We start from the raw sequence: 16,635 nt of genomic DNA on the forward strand, positions 1-16,635 counted from the left end.
ACTAGACTGGGGCCATGATTCGCCGCGTCGACCTGCGGGGCCGAGTGGCGGCCGGTGAGGTGTCCGACCTCCAAGCCGAAGTGAACGCCCTCGTCCCCCGAGCCGTGTTCGACGTCGAGAAGGCTCTCGACGTCGTCCGACCCCTGTGTCTGGAGGTCCGCCATCGCGGACTCGAGGCGATCCGGGAGTACGGCGAGAAGTTCGACCATGTGCGGGTGGAGGAGATCCGGGTCCCGGCGACCGCGCTGAAGACCGCGCTGGAGGAGCTCGACCCGACCGTGCGGGCGGCGTTCGAGGAGTCGATCCGCCGCGTCCGCGAGGTCAGCGAGGACGAGAAGACCGCCGATATCGCCTCCGAGCCGGCGCCGGGTGGCCGAGTCACTCAGCGCTTCGTGCCGGTGCAGCGGGTCGGGCTCTATGTTCCCGGTGGGCGCGCGCCGCTTGCCTCTTCGGTGGTCATGAACGTCGTACCGGCGCAGGTTGCCGGTGTGCCATCGCTTGCTGTGGCATCGCCGCCGCAGAAGGAGTTCGGTGGGCTGCCGCACCCGACGGTGCTGGCGGTCTGCGAGATGCTCGGGATCACCGAGGTGTACGCGATGGGTGGCGCGCAGGCGATCGCCGGTTTCGCGTACGGGTTCGAGGGCTGCCGCAAGGTCAACCTGATCACCGGTCCCGGCAACATCTATGTCGTGGCCGCCAAGCGCTTCCTGCTGGGCGAGGTCGGGATCGACTCCGAGGCGGGGCCGACCGAGATCGCGATCCTGGCCGACGACTCCGCCGACGCGCAGCACGTTGCCGCGGATCTGATCAGTCAGGCCGAGCACGACCCGATGGCCGCCAGCGTTCTGGTCACTCCGAGCGAGACGCTGGCCGCGGCTGTCGAGGCCGAGCTGCCGATCCAGGTCGAGCGGACCAAGCACCGCGACCGCGTCATCGAGGCGCTGAACGGTCAGCAGTCGGCCGTCGTACTGGTTGATGATCTTGATCAGGGCACCGCGGTGGTCGATGCGTACGCCGCTGAGCACCTGGAGATCCAGACGGTCGATGCGGAGGAGCGTGCGGCCCGGATCACCAACGCGGGCGCGATCTTCGTCGGCGGCTGGTCGCCGGTCTCGCTCGGCGACTACTGCGCCGGATCGAACCACGTGCTTCCGACCGCGGGCTGTGCGTGCCACTCGTCCGGTCTGTCGGTGCGCAGCTTCCTGAAGGCTGTGCACGTCATCAACTACTCGCGTGACGCGCTCGAAGAGGTCGCCGGTCACGTCGTTGCCTTGGCCAACGCCGAGGATCTGCCGGCTCACGGCGCTGCGGTGTCAGTGAGGTTCCCCGGATGAGTCGTTTCGACGGACTGCCGATTCGCGAGGAGCTCAAGGCCTTCGAGCCGTACGGCGCGCCGCAGCTCGACGTACCGGTCCTGCTGAACGTCAACGAGAACCCGTATCCGCCGAGCGAGGAGACCGTCGCGGACATCGCCGCGTCGGTGACCGCGGCGGCGCGTGGTCTCAACCGCTATCCGGATCGGGAGTTCCTCGATCTGCGTGCTGACCTCGCGGCCTACTTGGGGCGCGAGTCGGGCGCTTATCTGACGCCCGAGCAGATCTGGGCGGCGAACGGTTCCAACGAGATCATGCTGCACATCCTGCAGGCCTTTGGTGGGCCTGGGCGGACCGCGCTCTCGTTCGCACCGACGTACTCGATGTATCCGGAGTACGCGCGGAACACCAACACCGCTTGGGTGACCGGCCGACGTTCCGAGGACTTCACGCTCGACCAGAGCAAGGCTCTAGCCGCGATCTCACGGCACCGCCCGTCGGTGGTCCTGCTCGCATCACCGAACAACCCGACCGGTACGGCGTTGCCGATCCAGGTGGTCGAGGCGCTGGCCGCCCGCACTGCGGCGATCGGCGCGGTCCTGGTCGTCGACGAGGCGTACGGCGAATTCCGGCGTACCGGAACTCCGAGCGCGCTCTCGTTGCTGCCGTCGTACCCGAATCTCGCGGTCGCGCGGACGATGTCGAAGGCGTTCGCGCTGGCCGGCGGCCGGGTCGGATACCTTGCCGCGAGCAACCAACTGGTCGACGCGCTGCGGATCGTGCGGCTGCCGTACCACCTGTCCGCAGTGACCCAGGCGGTCGCGCGGGCCGCGTTGCGGCACTCTGACGAACTGCTCGGTCGAGTGGAGCAGTTGCGCATCGAGCGGGACGAGACAGTGCATTGGCTGCGTGCTCAAGGCTTGCGCGCCGTGGACTCGGACGCGAACTTCGTTCTGTTCGGCACGTTCGCCGACCGGCACGCGGTCTGGCAGGCGCTGCTCGACGACGGCATCCTGATCCGCGAGACCGGCCCGGACGGCTGGCTGCGGGTCTCGATCGGCACCGGCGAGGAAATGGCCGCGTTCCGCGCTTCGTTCGAGCGCATCCTCAAGACAGACACGGGAAGGTTGTCATGACCCGCAGTGCACGGATCGACCGCGAGACGAGCGAGTCCAAGGTCCTGGTCGAGCTCGATCTCGACGGAACGGGCCGGGCGGACATCTCGACCGGGGTCGGTTTCTACGACCACATGCTGAACGCGCTGGCCAAGCACGCGCTGCTCGACCTGCACGTGAACACGGTCGGCGACCTCGAGATCGACGCGCACCACACGGTCGAGGACACCGCGATCGGTATCGGCCAGGCTTTGAAAGAGGCCTTGGGCGACAAGAAGGGCATTCGCCGCTTCGGCGACGCGACCGTTCCGCTCGACGAGGCTCTCGTGCACTGCACGGTTGACCTGTCCGGCCGTCCGTACTGCGTGCACACCGGCGAGCCCGACGGTCAGGTCTACGCGATCATCGGCGGCGACTACGCCGGTTCGCTGACCCAGCACGTCTTCGAGACGCTCGCCTTCAACGCCGCGATCTGCATCCACATCCGGGTGCTGTCCGGGCGCGACCCGCACCACATCGTCGAGGCCCAGTTCAAGGCGTTCGCCCGTGCGCTGCGGGCCGCCGCCGAGCTCGACCCGCGCCAGCCCGGGATCCCGTCCACCAAGGGCGCCCTGTGACCAAGAAGGTTGTGCTTCTCGACTACGGGTCGGGCAACATCCGCTCCGGTGAGCGGGCCCTGCAGCGGGTCGGCGCCGACGTCACCGTCACCTCGGACTTCGACGAAGCACTGAACGCCGACGGCCTCCTGGTCCCCGGCGTCGGCGCCTTCGCCGCCTGCATGGCCGGCCTGAAGTCGGTCCGCGGTGACGCGATCGTCGACCGCCGCCTGACCGGCAGCCGACCGGTCCTCGGCATCTGCGTCGGCATGCAGATCCTGTTCGCCCGCGGCATCGAGCACGGCGTCGAGACCGACGGCTGCGAGCAGTGGCCCGGCACCGTCGAGCGCCTGCAGCCCCACGACGAGCAGCCGGTTCCGCACATGGGCTGGAACACTGTCGACGTACCGGGTGGCACGCGGTTGTTCGAGGGCGTGGAGAAGGAACGCTTCTACTTCGTCCACTCGTACGGCGTGCGTTCGTGGGAGCTCACCGATGCCCGCGAGTCGGTTGCGCCGCTGGTCACCTGGACGACGTACGGCGGTGATGCCTTCGTGGCCGCGGTCGAGAACGGGCCGCTCACCGCCACCCAGTTCCACCCCGAGAAGTCCGGCGACGCCGGAGCGACAGTCCTCGAGAACTGGATTCGCTCGCTCTGACTCGTACTGTTGAGTCATGCGAGAACTGGTCTACCTGTCGCAGGCCAAACTGCAGCAGTTTCGCAAGTCCGCGAGCAAGCGCGACGGTCTCGGTGGCACCTTCAAGATCTCGACGGCGGGGCTCGGTCTGCCCGCCGTCGAGGCCGGACTCGCGTACGACGCCGCCCGGGCGGCCGCCGGTACGACGCCGACCCTCGATCAGGCCGAGAAGTACATTCGGTCGAAGTGGCCGGTTCGCTGGTGGACCGAGGAGACGGAGCCGGGGGAGTGGATCCAGTTCGAGACGCGCCTGGCGTACGCCGTACTGAGTGATGGGCTTGCCTCGGGGCAGCCCGTGCTGTTCTTCTGGGGACGCGATGATCCTCGCGACGAGCGGTCGACGCAGCTCCTGCTCCACGGCTCGCCACAGCACCTGATTCAAGCCGCCACCGGCGGACCTCCGAGCAACAGAATGTCGCCGTCGCTGTCGGCCGGTATGTTCAATTACCTCAACGCCGTCGCCGACGGTCGCGCCGACGGCGCTGGGCTCAGTTCGGCTGACCGTCGGCTGCTGCGGGTGATCCAGGAACTTCGCGAGCTGGCACCTGATTACAGCGCCGCCTGGCTGAGCGGGATGGCCCGGACGAGCTTCGTCGCAGACCTGCGAGGCCGGCGTCTGGTGGTGGCGAGCCCGCTCTTCGTAGAGCACATACCGCCGCCGCGGTAGCACTCGTTCCCTTGCCGTTTGTCAGGTGTTTACCGTACGTTCACTGGCGACCACTGCTTGTCGAGGAGCCAGGAGGCCGCCCATGTCATCGTTGTCCAGGCGTCAGTTCGTCGGTACCGCCGCAGCGGCCGGAGCCGCGGTCACTGTGGCCGGATCCGTCGAGGCGCTGTTCACCGCGCAGCCGGCGCTCGGCACGTCCGGCCCGAAGATCGGCTACGGCCCGCTGATCCCGGACCCCAAGGGCATGCTCGACCTGCCGCACGGCTTCCGGTACGCCATCCTGTCGCGTGAGGGCACCATCCGCCTCGATGGCCTGCCGACGCCGAGCCGGTTCGACGGCATGGGCACGTTCCCGGACCGCGACGGCGGCGCCCGGCTGGTCCGCAACCACGAGTGCAGCCCCACCTCGAAGATCAAGGTCGTCGCACCGCCCGAGCGCACCTACGACCCGGGCGGCGCCGGCGGTACCAGCACGCTGCACGTGAACCGGCACCTGGAGTCCACCAAGGAGTACGTCAGCCTCGGCGGTACGGCGATCAACTGCTCCGGCGGCATCACCCCGTGGCGCACCTGGCTCACCTGCGAGGAGACCGAGCTCAAGGCCGGTCAGAGCGGCTACACCAAGGACCACGGCTTCATCTTCGAGGTCGACCCGTACGACGACCGCCGCAACAACAACCCGTTCCCGCTCAAGGAGATGGGCCGCTTCCAGCACGAGGCCGTCGCGATCGACCCGGCCACCGGCATCGTCTACGAGACCGAGGACGCCTTCGTCGCCCCGCTCGGCGGCTTCTACCGCTTCCTCCCGAACCGCCCCCGCGGCGGCTGGGGTTCCCTGCGCGCCGGCGGCGAACTGCAGGCCATGCACATCCCCGGCCTCCTCGACATGTCGACCGTCCAGGAAGCCGGCACGATCTTCCACGGCGTCCAATGGGTGAAGGTCCCCGACCCCCTGGCCGCGACCGAGTCCGTCCGCGCCCAGGCCTACTCGAAGCCGATCACCGGCGGCTACAAACTCGAAGGCTGCTGGTGGGGCACCCGCGACCGCTGCGTCTACTTCGTCTCCTCCTTCGCCCGCACCGAACTAGGCCCCAAAATCGACCACGACGGCCAGGTCTGGCGCTACGACCCCCGCAAACACACCCTCCGCCTCGAGATCATCTTCAAGCGCTCCAAGCCCGGCTCCGACAACCCCGAGTTCGACGCCCCCGACAACATCACGATGTCGCCGTACGGCGGCCTGATGATGTGCGAGGACGGCATCGGCGACCAGCACATCCTCGGCACCACCGAAGACGGCCAGGTCTTCAAGTTCGCCAAGAACACCGTCAACATCGGCACCCCCGAAGCCCCCGAGTACGGCGAACTCACCGGCGCCGGCTTCTCCGCCGACGGCCGCACCATGTTCTTCAACGTCTACAACCCCGGCATCACCTACGCCATCACCGGCCCCTGGCGCCGCCGCCGCTAACCATGGTGCGGTTGGCAACCCACCCGTGCGGCTCGCCTCCGGTGCAGGAGGCGTTACCCGCCCGGGCTGATTGTGGTTGCTCGCCGCGGGCATCTGGCCCGCCTGGAAGAAGGTCAGGGTGCGTGTCGGGGGCCGGACACGCACCTGAACCACACGCCTCTGGTGGAGACTTCAGAGGATTTCGGCCAATCACGGGGGGGGGGGGGGGGGAACTGATCGCGGCGACGTAGCGGCTCAACCGGCTGGCGAGCTCGGAGCCAGCCGGCACGGGGACAGCGGTGCAGGTCCGACTCCGAGACCGAACGGTTCGCGGACGGGCTCCGGGAATACCTCGTCGCAAAGAAGTACCAAGTGCAGGTAGGCCCGTTGAGCACGACAGGCGAAGGTTTAGCCGCTGCGTGGACGCAAGGGCGGGTTCTGTAGGCCCGCATGACGCTGTGCTGGGACGGGCTTCTCGCAACCGAGGGCGGCCAGGTCGTGCAAGCCCTTGGCAGCGGCGGCGGAGAGGCAAGTACCGAGCAGACGCGCGGTGGCTTCGGCGTCGCCAATAGCAGTGTGGGCGCCTGCGAGTGGGATGTCGGCGGCAGTGCAGCAGGCGTCGAGAGACAGGGAAGCTGACGCGCTGAGGAGGCGGGCGAGTTCCATGGTGCATAGCGAGGACCAGCCAGGCGGATCGATGTCTGCACGCTCGAACTCCGTCGTGAGGAACGAAAGGTCGTTCGGCGCGTTGTGACCGACGAGCACGCAATCGGCGAGCAGATTGGTGAGCCAGCCTGTGAGCTCGGCGAAGTGTGGGGCCGCCTCAAGATCGTTGTGACGGATGCCGTGCAGCCAGGTAGGTCCAGGGTCCCCACCGGGGTTGACGAGGGTGGTCCAACTGCCGGTGATGTGACAATTCGGGTCGGTGTGTACTACGGCGATCTCGATCAGGCGGTCGTCGGTGAGACCGGAGAAGCCTGTGGTTTCGACGTGACGACGGCGAACGATGTTTCGCGCAACCGCGGGGTATCTGGGCGCGCCAGCGGTCGCCGGACTCGGTGAGCAGTCGCCATTGAGCTGGGCGGGAGTGGCTTCCGCAAGGGCACTCAGTGCATCCCAGGCGCCGTCGATGTCGAGACTGTGGACTGCATAAGACTTGGTGAGCAGCTCTTCGGAGAGGCTCTGCCCACCGAGCCAGATGAGGCCCTGCTCGCTTCCATGGCCGGGAGTAGAGCACGCCGTCGGCGTTGACGTCGACCCCTGGGCAATCTGTGCGGGGCGCCAGGCGGCCGGCTGCTGCTCACGGAAGTCAGCAGGGGTCTGGGAGGCGCCGTGGTTGGATGTCCGGATGAACGGTGAGGAGAGCGGGGACCTGGCGGCGGCAGCACCTTCGCCTCCGTCGTGGAGTAAGCCCGTAGTGACTGGTGCAGGCCTCGTGCGGTGGGTGCGTCTGGAATCGGCGGCCTCCTTGGGGCTGGGACCGCGTCACTGGTACGCAATGGTGGGTGCCGACCTCGACGGCACAGATGCTCCTGAGGGTGTGCTACTCGGCTACCTGTCGATTGATGACCCCGCCGACTTCCCGCAAGATGACACTCGCCGTCCCGAGGATCCGATCGACCGGCGGGTGAATACGATCTGGATCCATCCGGCGGCCCAGGGCAAGGGGCTCGGTAAGCAGCTGGGGACGATCGCCAAAGAGCATCGCTTGTTCGAGAGTCACTCACTCGAGCGCACTGAGGCCGGAACAGCGTGGGCAAGATCAATCGGAGACGAGCCACCTCCTGCTACCTCCGTCCCGGATCCAGTGAAGTTCGATCGCGGTGCTGCCAGGGTGTACCGGCTTTTGGTTGATGCTGAGCCAGATCTGACCGGCCTACCACTGTCAGACTGACTGCCGGCGCTTGGTCGTGCGCCTTGGGCGCCGGCTGATGGTTGCAGCTTCGGCAGAAACACCTGAGCTGAGCTGGCCTCTCGGACCGAGCTCCCCTATCTACTAGCTCCTGCCGGCGGTGTCGGGGCTGCTGGTGCTGGGGCTAGGACGCGGTCGACGAAGGCACCAGCCGCTCCCGAACCAACGGCGGTGGCCGTGGCGGTGAGTGCCGCGATGAGCAGAGTCGAAGCCGAAGCGGTGATCGCGTTCATCCGGTGGAGCTCGCGAAGTTGACGAAGACCAAAGGCGCCTCGCCGTAGCGCCATGAGATCGGCAACCAATCCGAGAATCAGGCCGAACAGTAGCCACTGGGTCAACTGTAGAAGCGCGGCCTGGATTGCGTGATCGGCCTTGGGATCGGGAAGGAGAGCCACGCAAAGCGCGGGGGCGGACATGGTCACAGACATGCTGAGGCCTTTGCCCAAGCCGGTCGTGCCGCGAACCATCGGGTACGCGACCCCCATCACGAGGCCAGCGATAGCGAAGCGGAAGATAACTAAGAGGCCGGCGGCGGCGTCCACGAGGCGAAAGGGACCGCCCGCGGTGAGCGTACTGAAGACCGCGGGAAGGTCAAGGACGGTCCAAGGAAGCCCTATCACCAGACCGAGAACTGCGAATTGACGACCGCGATGCCATGGGCTGAGGCCACCGTACGATGACAGGGCAGCCCGCAGCTGGGCCAGCGTAGGTCGCTGAGGGCGTACCGCCAGCCGAGTGAGTTCGGTGACTCGGGGGTCTCGATCTAATGGAGTACCGCTGTCGTTGGATGGTTTGTCCGCGATGCTTTTACGCAGGCTGGCCTCAGCGATAGCGGTGATACGGTCCGCAGCTACCTCGCTGACAGCTATGTTGATGGCGTCCTTGGAGTTGGCCTGAGCCAGTTGCCCGACCTCAGGACGGGCGGCGGTAGCTGCTCGCCGAGGTAGCAGCCAGGTCTCAAGCAGTAGCCAGCCGACGAGGAAAGCAAGGGGAAGCCCGCCAACTGTGACGGTGGGCGTCAGCAGTCCGACTAGCGCAACCAGCAGGGCTGCTGTTCGCAGCAACGCGAGCGATCCTAGAGCCGCTTTCCCAGAGCTGGCGCGCCCCAGCCGACGTAGCAGAAGAATCAGCACTCCCAAGACAATTAATCGGAGTGTCTGGTCGATAGAGGAAGCAAACTGCAGGAAGTAGAACCATTGAATCGGCGATGAAGATTCGGTGCCGTAGACTACTAATGGCACTGACAGCAGGGCGGCACCTAGGTATCTCAGGCCGCGCCAGCGCCGTAAGGCTGGTCGCATCCGATCCCAGATGGCCGGTGGATCGGCATTGATGACATGGCGGACGAGTCGGTCAATGGTAAGCCAGACCAGTGCGCTTGCAGCTACGGGGACGACGACTGCAAGCGGCCTTCCGATCAAACCTCCTTGCCACGTCGATGGTCCGAGCAGGAGGAGAACAGCGGCCACTCCGATACCGCTGATCAGCGTGAGGACCACGGCGCCGTTGAGATTCAAGGACCGGCCAAGGATTCGTGCTCCAACCGCAGCGGCAATCAGGGCGGCCCCTATGTCTACGACGAGGTCTGATGTGTCGATCCACGCTCCGGAGATCCAAACGGGAATCGTGCTGGCAAGGATGAGCACCAAGACGCTACCGAGTATGCACGACCATTCCAAGATGTTCCGGACGCCGACCGTCGCACGCAAGGCGGTGCGTCGCCAGATATGAGCAACCCCCACCATCAGGACGACGGCGCTGAGAACCGGCGAGAACCGGAGCTCGACCAAGCTCGTCAAGGCTGACGACAGCACGCCGAAGGTGAGTAGAAGATGCAGTAGAAGCAGCAGGCCGATCGTCTTGGCCGCGCGTCTGCCGAATCGATCCGTGTTTGTCCATGGTCGGAGGAGACAGGTTGAGGTCGTACCGCTGTAGGGGCGAATACGTAACCACACGATCAGCAGGGGCATCGCTGACAGTAATGCGAAGCCGGCACTGGCCAAGAGCTGCCCGACTTCCTGGTTGGCGCCGAACAGCGGCTTTAGCCGGGTGACGGCACTTGGCTTGATCGCCGTGGTTGGGGCCAGGTCGGCCTCTGCAGCGCCATGGCCTCGAAAGACTGCACGCGTGGCGGACTGGTCCTGCCACGTACCAAGGCGGGGACACCTACTCGGACTTGGCTCGGGTAGCTGCGGCGCCTTGACGGCTTCACCTGATCTCACACCGACGACAGTCATGTTGGAGCCGACGACCGTAAACGTTCGACTGGCGACCCTGGTGCAGTGCGGCGAATCAACGACGGTGATCTGGGTCAAGTCCCGGTTGACCACGAGCCCAGTCGCCTCGACGGTCACATACGTTCGATCGTTGGCTACCGAAACCGTGGGGTCCCCGTAATCAATACCCCACCGGCCCTGAGGGGAGAGACCTACGATCTCCGCGAGTTGGTCGCCGTGGCCGCGTGCTCTGCCGTCTCGGACAGCCTGCAGCAGCGGGTCGTTGGTGGGTCCCTCGATCGAGAGTTGGAACTTTGCTTGGCTGGTTGGCCGGTCCGAGGTGAGAGTTAATGTGCCTGCGGCAGATAATGTCTTGGGCTCGCCGATGGTCGCTGCAGTCCAGAGCTGCCCTGGATCGACAGGCGGTCCCTTGCCCACCCAGGGCGGCCGAGCCCGCCACAGCGTCTGCTGCGAGATGTCCTCGAGTGGCCTGCTCAGATAGCCGCATGCTGCCAGCATCACGACCAGCCCTACGAGTGCCGCAACGATGCGTCCGATCATTCTCATCGGTTGTCCCCCACCCCCGGCACTATGTTCGTGCCCAGCCGCGTGCTGCGTCTAGTGCAGGCTGAGTACGCAAACCCACTTGGCACATCCGCAACCCTGGTCCGGCGCCCTAACCCCCCGCCGGCCGGCCCGCGGTTCCGGGGCGGGAGACCGGCTCTTTGGTGGATGGGCGTTCGTTGGGGTGTGTGTCGCCGGCGTAGCCGGTGGTGGGGTGGGTGTCGTTGTGTGTGGTGGGTGGGGGAGGGGGTTGTCTGGGGGTGGATGTGTGGTGGGTTAGGGCTGTGGTTGGGATCGGTTTACCGATCCGCGTGAGGCAATAGGGTGGTTGATTTCCTTGGACAACGGGCCGGATTTCGCTTTTTATATAAGGGATATGATGCTTGCCAGCGCGCAGTGTTGGTTGTTGCTTTTGGCATCTATCCAGGCTTGCCGGGATCACTCTTCTGTTGAGGGCGCGCAGCGCCCTCTTGCATCCCGAAGGACGCCCGGCTCGTTCGGCCGCACGAACGGCTGCTGCCAGACCTGTCCACCACCTCCCGCCTGTGCGAACGACTAAACAATCCCACCCTGAATCCCCCTGCCTAACTGACACAGCTCGCTACATCGGACGACACCCACGCATCGTTACGCTCTGCAATATCACGAAGAGGTGACCGCGCGGAAAGACCCCGGCCGTCACGAGTTCGCGTTCGTCGTGGCGCCGTGTCATGGCTGGTCGCTTCTGGCGCGGGCCGGCGGATGCTGAGGCGGATCCGGCGTTGATCTCATCGGAGGTGCATCGCCGCCTTCGCCCACAGCCGAGGCTGTCGGATTGCTCTCTGCAATCGACGGAAGCCGCCGTTGAATTCCGCATTGTCTTGTCGATACTCCCTGTGACTGAAAGTGCGGTTTGGGCTTGGCAACGAGGCCTGCGCGGAGCATAGTGACTACCGACAGTAGAGAAGTCGCCTTACGGCGGGTTCTCTTTGGGGGGACAGAACTCGGGAGCATTGGCGTCCTCGGGTAGGAACGCATCTGACGTCGAGGCCGATCACCACGTCGGCAACTTCGACGCGCCCGCAACCACCACAGACGGGTTGCCGCGGTGCGCCGCCACTTCACCGAGCCCTGAATCACGCGCGGCTGAGCCGTGTGGTGGGGGAGAGCATGACATCGAATTCAACGGTCAAGGTGCGACTGGTTGCGCCGGACCAAGTCTTTCGCGGTATCGCTGACGACCTCTTCACGAATGACGCAGGCTGCTGCCTGGGTGCCAAGACCTTCGTCTACGGCCGCAATGGAACTGGCAAGACCACCTTTGCGGAGCTGCTTCGACAGGCGGCTCGCGGCGATGCTGATGTGACGGCTGAATACTTCGAGAACAGTAGATGGCGCAAAGGCGCCATGCCAGCTGCCGTCGGCGGCCGCGCCCACGTCTTCAACAGGTACTACATCGAGGATCACCTGGAGTTCTTTCTCGACGGCAACGGCTCCTCTGTCGGAATACTCAAACTCGGCGCCGCGAATGTCGCTGCGGAGTCTGCTCGTCGTGAACTCGAACAAGAGGCTGAACGGCAGCGGACAAGGCTCACGGCGGTGATGGCCGCAGGCAAGGAGTTTTCCGACCGTGCCGACAAGCTCAAGGCGGATGCCAAGCGTAGAGTGCTCGATGTTCTTGGCAAGGACTTGCCACACCGATACACGACTCAGACCTACACCATCGCCAAGGCACACAAGGCGCTGGTCGAGTCGGTGGCGGTGGCTCTCGGGGACGACGAAGTCGCCGCGGCCCGGGAGTTCTTGTCGGCCGATGAGTTCCAGTCGTTAACGGTCCCATCGGATCCCACCGGCGTTGGCAGCGCATTGACAGTCCGGGTTGCTGAGGTCGCAGGGCGGGAGCTGACGAGCCGGATCAGCAAGGCTCTGGAAGCCGACCGCGCACTGGCGGACTGGGTGCAAGCTGGCCTCGCGTTGCACCCGGCAGGAGGTGATCCATGCAGGTTCTGTACGGACGGCGTGCTGTCGGCCGCAACTCGTGAAGCCTACGCCTCACACTTCGACGACTCCCTCAGCACCCTTCAGACAGACCTGAAGGAGATCGCGGACGATCTTGCGCAAACTAGTCAGGCTCTCGCGGCGTGGCACGAGGCCCTTCCTTCGCCAGATGAGCTCCTGCCTGGCCAGCGGTCTGGCTACCAGGGCGCGCTAGATGCGCTCAAGGTGCCTCTTGACGACTGGAAGGCGTATCTTGGCGCGCTAACGATGGTGGTCGGTGAGAGAGTAGCGGATCCCTACCGCCCGCTGCTCGAACCGTTGCCGACGGCCCCTGATCCGATTGATCTCGACGAGCTGGCCGGATCGGTGGCTCGTCACAACACAGACGTTGGTAGTCAGGTCGGCCTGCGAGCGCAAACAGAAGCTGACCTGATTGCGCATCTGGTCGGGCCGTTCCGAACTGAGTACGCTCGCGCGCTGCGCGCTGTGCCGGCCGCGAAGCGCTCTAGCGACCGTCTTAAGGATCGCATCAAGAGGCTGGAGGTGGAGAGCGAGAAGCTGCGGAGTCAGCAACACGATGTAGGCGAGATGGCGGAGCTGATCAACGGCGACCTCACGGACGCGTTCGGGCACGTACATCTTTCGCTCCGAGTGACTGCGGATGGAACGAGCTACGAAGTGATGCGGAACAACGGTCCGGCGCTGCACCTGAGCGAAGGAGAACGCCATTCGCTGGCACTCCTGTATTTCTTGCGGAGCCTGGAGGCGGACGGCGTGACTCCGCAGAACGACCTTGTCGTGATCGACGACCCGGTCACCGGTCTCGACAAAGATGCCCTCTTCGCCGCCTACGCCTTGGTGGACCAGCGAACCAAGGGCTTCGGGCAGGTCGTGGTACTAACGCATGACTACGAGCTGTTCCGGCTGTTCCTGATGCGATACAAAAAGGTACTGGCTGCTTCGCGTGGTTCGATCAGCAGGCAGGACAAGGACGAGATCAAGTTTCCCCGGATCCAGTTTCTGGAGATGAGGGCCTATGACGGTGCCACGGGCGACCGCCGTGTGCGTCTCCGCGCGATGTCCGACAACCTGCTGAATCAGCCGACTGACTATCACTACATCTTCTACCGCATCGCTGAGGCGGCGATCGAGCGGAACACCGCGGACCTGATCCTGCTCGGGAATGCTGCGCGTCGGCTGCTCGAAGGCTTCGTGGCGTTCAGATCGCCGACGGGCGGTGACTTCCAGGGCAAGATCGAGAGCACGGCCAGCCAGGCCAACGTCCCTGAGGAGTTCACTCAACGCATCGTTCGCTTCGCTCATGGATCGTCGCATCGGGAAGAACCGAACCCTTCGGTCTCCTTCTCGGCGAACATCCCGGACGAACTCGGGCAGATCCTGCGCTTCCTCTGGCGCTGTGACGAGAAGCATTTCAAGGGAATGTGCGCGGCAGTAGGTGTCGATGTCGGATCTCTTGTCGCGAACTGGAAGCGCCAAGGACATGTGGAGTCCCAGATCGCCCGATCTGCAGTGCCCTCGGGGTTGGAGACCCCCGGTGGCCATTCGACGGAATCGACCGCAGGGAACGGTGACCCAGAGAACAGGTTGCCTTTCTGAGCGATCCTTCAGGTCACCGGGGTGCGCCACTTTCCACCTTTGCGGGTCACATCGACAAGATGGCGGCGATGCAACGCCCTGGGCAGGGATTCTCAGGGGACCTTCCGATCGCAAGCTGCTTGAGCTCGGCACTCGTGGGATCGGCCATGTAGATGGCGCGGACCAATTTCTCGACCCAGCCTGACCGGAGCGGTCGAGCAGCTTGGGCTGGTCCCCCGGGGGCGCAGACGCCGGAGTGTCACCAGCCGGCGCGGTGAAGTTTGAGGACATCCATTTGGTGGGCGGATGTGACGGTGCTTTCCGTGTCCTTGTCAGTGTCTTCGTCGGTTTTAGTGATCCTTCGGGGCGGTCAGGTGGCGGGTGTTTGCCATTTCGGGAGGGTGTGTGTGAGTAAGGTTCGCGCTTCGGCGCCGTAGACGGCCGCTTTGGCGAGTTTGGTGAAGACTCGTTCGTAGGCTTGGAGCTCGTCGGTTTGGGTGACGTGGAGTACGGCGGTGAAGAGTTCGACGAGGACGAGTTTGTTGTCGTACAGGTAGAAGCCGTGGGTTGGGGCGACGGGGAGGGGGACGCCGAACGGGATGACGCCGACTCGGATGGTCGGGAGTGTGGTCATGGAGATGAGGTGGCCGATTTGGCCGGCCATGACGTCTGGTGGGCAGAGTTGGTAGCGGAGGACTGCTTCGGTGAGGACGAAGTGGAACTTCTGCTCGCCGCGGTGGAGGATGCGCTGGCGATCCATCCTTGCTGCGATCGCCTCGGTGAGTTCGGTTTCGCTTTTGGGGATGCCGCGTTCGGTCTCGTCGGCATCGCCTTCGGCGAACCGGTAGCGGGCGTACTCCGCGGTTTGGAGCAGGCCCGGGACGAAGCAGGGCTCGAAGTTCCTGGTGAGGTCGGTGTTGGACTCGATGTCGGCGATGGCGCGTTGTCTCGATGGAAGACCCGCACGAAACATGCGCCGGAACTCGACGTACTGCTGCTCGAGCGAGCGCAGCGATGCGATCAGTTGGGGGATGTCCTGGGCGCGATCGCAGAGGGTGGCCCAGGTCGAGAGGTCGGCGTCTGATGGTGTTTGGCGGCCTGCTTCGATCTTGGAGACTTTGGATGGTCCCCAGTCGGCCGCTGCCGCGAGGGCGCGGCCGGTGAGGTGGGCGTCCAGGCGCATTTCGCGCAGGCGGTTGCCAAGGGCCTCGCGTGCACGCTGGAAACTGGACACCCACGCTCGCTTACTTGTTGATGCGGTTCTTGGTTAGGAAGTCATCGTCGAAGGTGGCGAGATACTGCCCCCGGGGCAAGGCGAATCGCCGGGCGATGTCGCGGTAGGCAGCGTGCTCGACCACGACCGCCGGGTCGTGGACGACGTCCGCGCCGAGGAGGGCGTCTTGATCGTCGAACCGCAGGATGCACATCTTGTGTGAGTCGAGGAGCCAATAGTCGTACGTCGGGAGCCCGAGTTCGCGAGCCTGATCGCGGGTGAGGTAGCGGATGTCTTCGCCGGCTGCGGTGTTCAGCCGCGACAGGTTGAGCCCGAATCTGGTGTAGTCGGACCAGGGCTCGGTCACGACGCGCACGCGCTCGATGTGCTGGCCCTCCAGGGTGCGACGCAGGACCATGCCCATCCAGTCCTCCATCCAGGAGTCGTCGGCGGGCTGGCCTGCAAGGAATGCCTCCACGTGGTCGGCTTCATCGGCGGCGGCGTATCTGTCGCGGACTTCGAGCCGGTAGGCCGTGTGTTCGTAGCTGCGGGCGAATTGAACGAATTCCGGCCCGGCTGCGACGAACGTGGAGTTTGTCACGCAGATGTCCCCAGGTGCTGCGCGACGATCAGGTCGACGAGACCCTGGGTGACGATTACGGCGTCTTCGCCGTCGGGGAAGTTGGCCAGCTGGCCGCGCGCCTGTGCGCTGGTCAGCTTGTAGCCCTGTACGACGAATCGGCCGTCGTCGGTCGCGTAGTAGGACGGGCACCCGTCCTTGCCGGAGTTCGGATCGGTTGCGAGGTGCTGAAGCTGGTCTGGCTGCTTGTGGTCCATGGTGCTCCTCCTGGCTTCACGGTGGGAGCTCCGCTACCCCTCCAGCCTGCTGACCAGGACGAGCAACAGTCAAGCACACCGCGAGAAATCTCAAGCAACTTTCTTCAGCGCAATGTGCTCGATCGCTAGCGTTCGGTGACAGGTCAGGGCGGTGGGTGAGCCCCGAACTCCGCAGGTCCGAGCGTCGTTCTCCTGCCCTGTCGCCCTGGCCGCTCCAACACGAGCAGATGTTCCCGTACGACGGAGTGTGCTGATGGACATGGAGAGGATCTCCGACAGATGGCCGGTGCTGAAGTCGGCAACTGAGGTTGCGTGCGACGGGTTGAACCCACGAACCGACGAGGTGTGCGTTCTCGGCCAGCACCACGGCTACCACCGCGACCGAACGGGACTGCCCCGAGTTCAGTTGACTCGCGGGGTTTGGTGTTTCAGGCCGCGAGTGCGACGGGTTGAATTGTCTCAAACTCGATGGGTGTGAGTT

Annotated in this window: 13 protein-coding genes; 8 read left to right on the forward strand and 5 right to left on the reverse strand. The window is 65.0% G+C overall.

Annotation, left to right across the window (positions count from 1 at the left end):
* The first annotated feature begins 14 nt into the window (after positions 1-14).
* The 6 genes from hisD to ABZS29_RS38350 all read left to right on the forward strand — a co-directional run bounded on the left by hisD (position 15) and on the right by ABZS29_RS38350 (position 5,860).
* Positions 15-1,334, forward strand: coding sequence for a histidinol dehydrogenase (gene hisD, locus ABZS29_RS38325; protein ID WP_355469973.1), 1,320 nt, complete (start codon positions 15-17; stop codon positions 1,332-1,334).
* A complete protein-coding gene (locus tag ABZS29_RS38330; RefSeq protein WP_355469974.1) occupies positions 1,331-2,449 on the forward strand; it encodes a histidinol-phosphate transaminase in 1,119 nt (372 codons plus the stop codon). Before hisD ends, ABZS29_RS38330 begins: the two co-directional genes overlap by 4 nt.
* Positions 2,446-3,045 carry an imidazoleglycerol-phosphate dehydratase HisB gene (gene hisB, locus ABZS29_RS38335; RefSeq protein WP_355469975.1) on the forward strand — a complete coding sequence of 200 codons (600 nt, stop codon included), beginning with the start codon at positions 2,446-2,448 and terminating at the stop codon, positions 3,043-3,045. The genes ABZS29_RS38330 and hisB overlap by 4 nt, the downstream gene beginning before the upstream one ends.
* Entirely contained in the window at positions 3,042-3,683 is a 642-nt protein-coding gene (gene hisH, locus ABZS29_RS38340; protein ID WP_355469976.1) for an imidazole glycerol phosphate synthase subunit HisH, read from the forward strand. Before hisB ends, hisH begins: the two co-directional genes overlap by 4 nt.
* Before the next feature lie 16 nt (positions 3,684-3,699).
* Positions 3,700-4,389 (forward strand): SAVMC3_10250 family protein, encoded by a 690-nt coding sequence (locus ABZS29_RS38345; RefSeq protein WP_355469977.1) that lies wholly within the window; start codon positions 3,700-3,702, stop codon positions 4,387-4,389.
* Between the two features lie 82 nt (positions 4,390-4,471).
* On the forward strand, positions 4,472-5,860 hold the full coding sequence (locus ABZS29_RS38350; protein ID WP_355469978.1) for an alkaline phosphatase PhoX: 1,389 nt from the start codon (positions 4,472-4,474) through the stop codon (positions 5,858-5,860).
* Between the two features lie 387 nt (positions 5,861-6,247).
* Here ABZS29_RS38350 and ABZS29_RS38355 read toward each other — a convergent pair whose 3' ends face one another.
* Positions 6,248-7,189, reverse strand: a complete 942-nt coding sequence (locus ABZS29_RS38355; RefSeq protein WP_355469986.1) for a 3'-5' exonuclease — start codon at positions 7,187-7,189, stop codon at positions 6,248-6,250.
* On the opposite strand from ABZS29_RS38355, the gene ABZS29_RS38360 reads away from it, so the two are divergent.
* On the forward strand, positions 7,188-7,733 hold the full coding sequence (locus ABZS29_RS38360) for a hypothetical protein (protein WP_355469979.1): 546 nt from the start codon (positions 7,188-7,190) through the stop codon (positions 7,731-7,733). The two genes, ABZS29_RS38355 and ABZS29_RS38360, sit on opposite strands and share 2 nt — an antisense overlap.
* Positions 7,734-7,828: 95 nt before the next feature.
* Here ABZS29_RS38360 and ABZS29_RS38365 read toward each other — a convergent pair whose 3' ends face one another.
* Positions 7,829-10,534: a hypothetical protein gene (locus ABZS29_RS38365; protein WP_355469980.1), complete on the reverse strand. Its 2,706-nt coding sequence runs from the start codon at positions 10,532-10,534 to the stop codon at positions 7,829-7,831.
* Positions 10,535-11,680: 1,146 nt separating this feature from the next.
* On the opposite strand from ABZS29_RS38365, the gene ABZS29_RS38370 reads away from it, so the two are divergent.
* A complete protein-coding gene (locus ABZS29_RS38370; RefSeq protein ID WP_355469981.1) occupies positions 11,681-14,125 on the forward strand; it encodes an AAA family ATPase in 2,445 nt (814 codons plus the stop codon).
* Between the two features lie 349 nt (positions 14,126-14,474).
* Here the strand turns inward: ABZS29_RS38370 and ABZS29_RS38375 are convergent, their stop codons facing one another.
* The 3 genes from ABZS29_RS38375 to ABZS29_RS38385 are packed head-to-tail and all read right to left on the reverse strand — an operon-like array spanning position 14,475 to position 16,154.
* Complete coding sequence (locus ABZS29_RS38375; protein ID WP_355469982.1) at positions 14,475-15,338, reverse strand: helix-turn-helix transcriptional regulator; 864 nt, start codon at positions 15,336-15,338, stop codon at positions 14,475-14,477.
* Positions 15,339-15,348: 10 nt separating this feature from the next.
* Positions 15,349-15,918 carry a DUF6879 family protein gene (locus ABZS29_RS38380; protein ID WP_355469983.1) on the reverse strand — a complete coding sequence of 190 codons (570 nt, stop codon included), beginning with the start codon at positions 15,916-15,918 and terminating at the stop codon, positions 15,349-15,351.
* Positions 15,915-16,154, reverse strand: a complete 240-nt coding sequence (locus tag ABZS29_RS38385) for a hypothetical protein (RefSeq protein WP_355469984.1) — start codon at positions 16,152-16,154, stop codon at positions 15,915-15,917. The genes ABZS29_RS38380 and ABZS29_RS38385 overlap by 4 nt, the downstream gene beginning before the upstream one ends.
* Positions 16,155-16,635 lie beyond the last annotated feature (481 nt).

Source organism: Kribbella sp. NPDC005582 (assembly GCF_040605415.1).
In the GTDB taxonomy this organism is placed as follows: domain Bacteria; phylum Actinomycetota; class Actinomycetes; order Propionibacteriales; family Kribbellaceae; genus Kribbella.

Excerpts from the sequence above, each read along its gene's own strand:
- hisD (WP_355469973.1), top strand. The coding sequence starts at position 15 with ATGATTCGCCGCGTCGACCTGCGGGGCCGAGTGGCGGCCGGTGAGGTG.
- ABZS29_RS38330 (WP_355469974.1), top strand. The coding sequence starts at position 1,331 with ATGAGTCGTTTCGACGGACTGCCGATTCGCGAGGAGCTCAAGGCCTTC.
- hisB (WP_355469975.1), top strand. The coding sequence starts at position 2,446 with ATGACCCGCAGTGCACGGATCGACCGCGAGACGAGCGAGTCCAAGGTC.
- ABZS29_RS38345 (WP_355469977.1), top strand. The coding sequence starts at position 3,700 with ATGCGAGAACTGGTCTACCTGTCGCAGGCCAAACTGCAGCAGTTTCGC.
- ABZS29_RS38350 (WP_355469978.1), top strand. The coding sequence starts at position 4,472 with ATGTCATCGTTGTCCAGGCGTCAGTTCGTCGGTACCGCCGCAGCGGCC.
- ABZS29_RS38360 (WP_355469979.1), top strand. The coding sequence starts at position 7,188 with ATGAACGGTGAGGAGAGCGGGGACCTGGCGGCGGCAGCACCTTCGCCT.
- ABZS29_RS38365 (WP_355469980.1), bottom strand. The coding sequence starts at position 10,534 with ATGAGAATGATCGGACGCATCGTTGCGGCACTCGTAGGGCTGGTCGTG.
- ABZS29_RS38370 (WP_355469981.1), top strand. The coding sequence starts at position 11,681 with ATGACATCGAATTCAACGGTCAAGGTGCGACTGGTTGCGCCGGACCAA.
- ABZS29_RS38385 (WP_355469984.1), bottom strand. The coding sequence starts at position 16,154 with ATGGACCACAAGCAGCCAGACCAGCTTCAGCACCTCGCAACCGATCCG.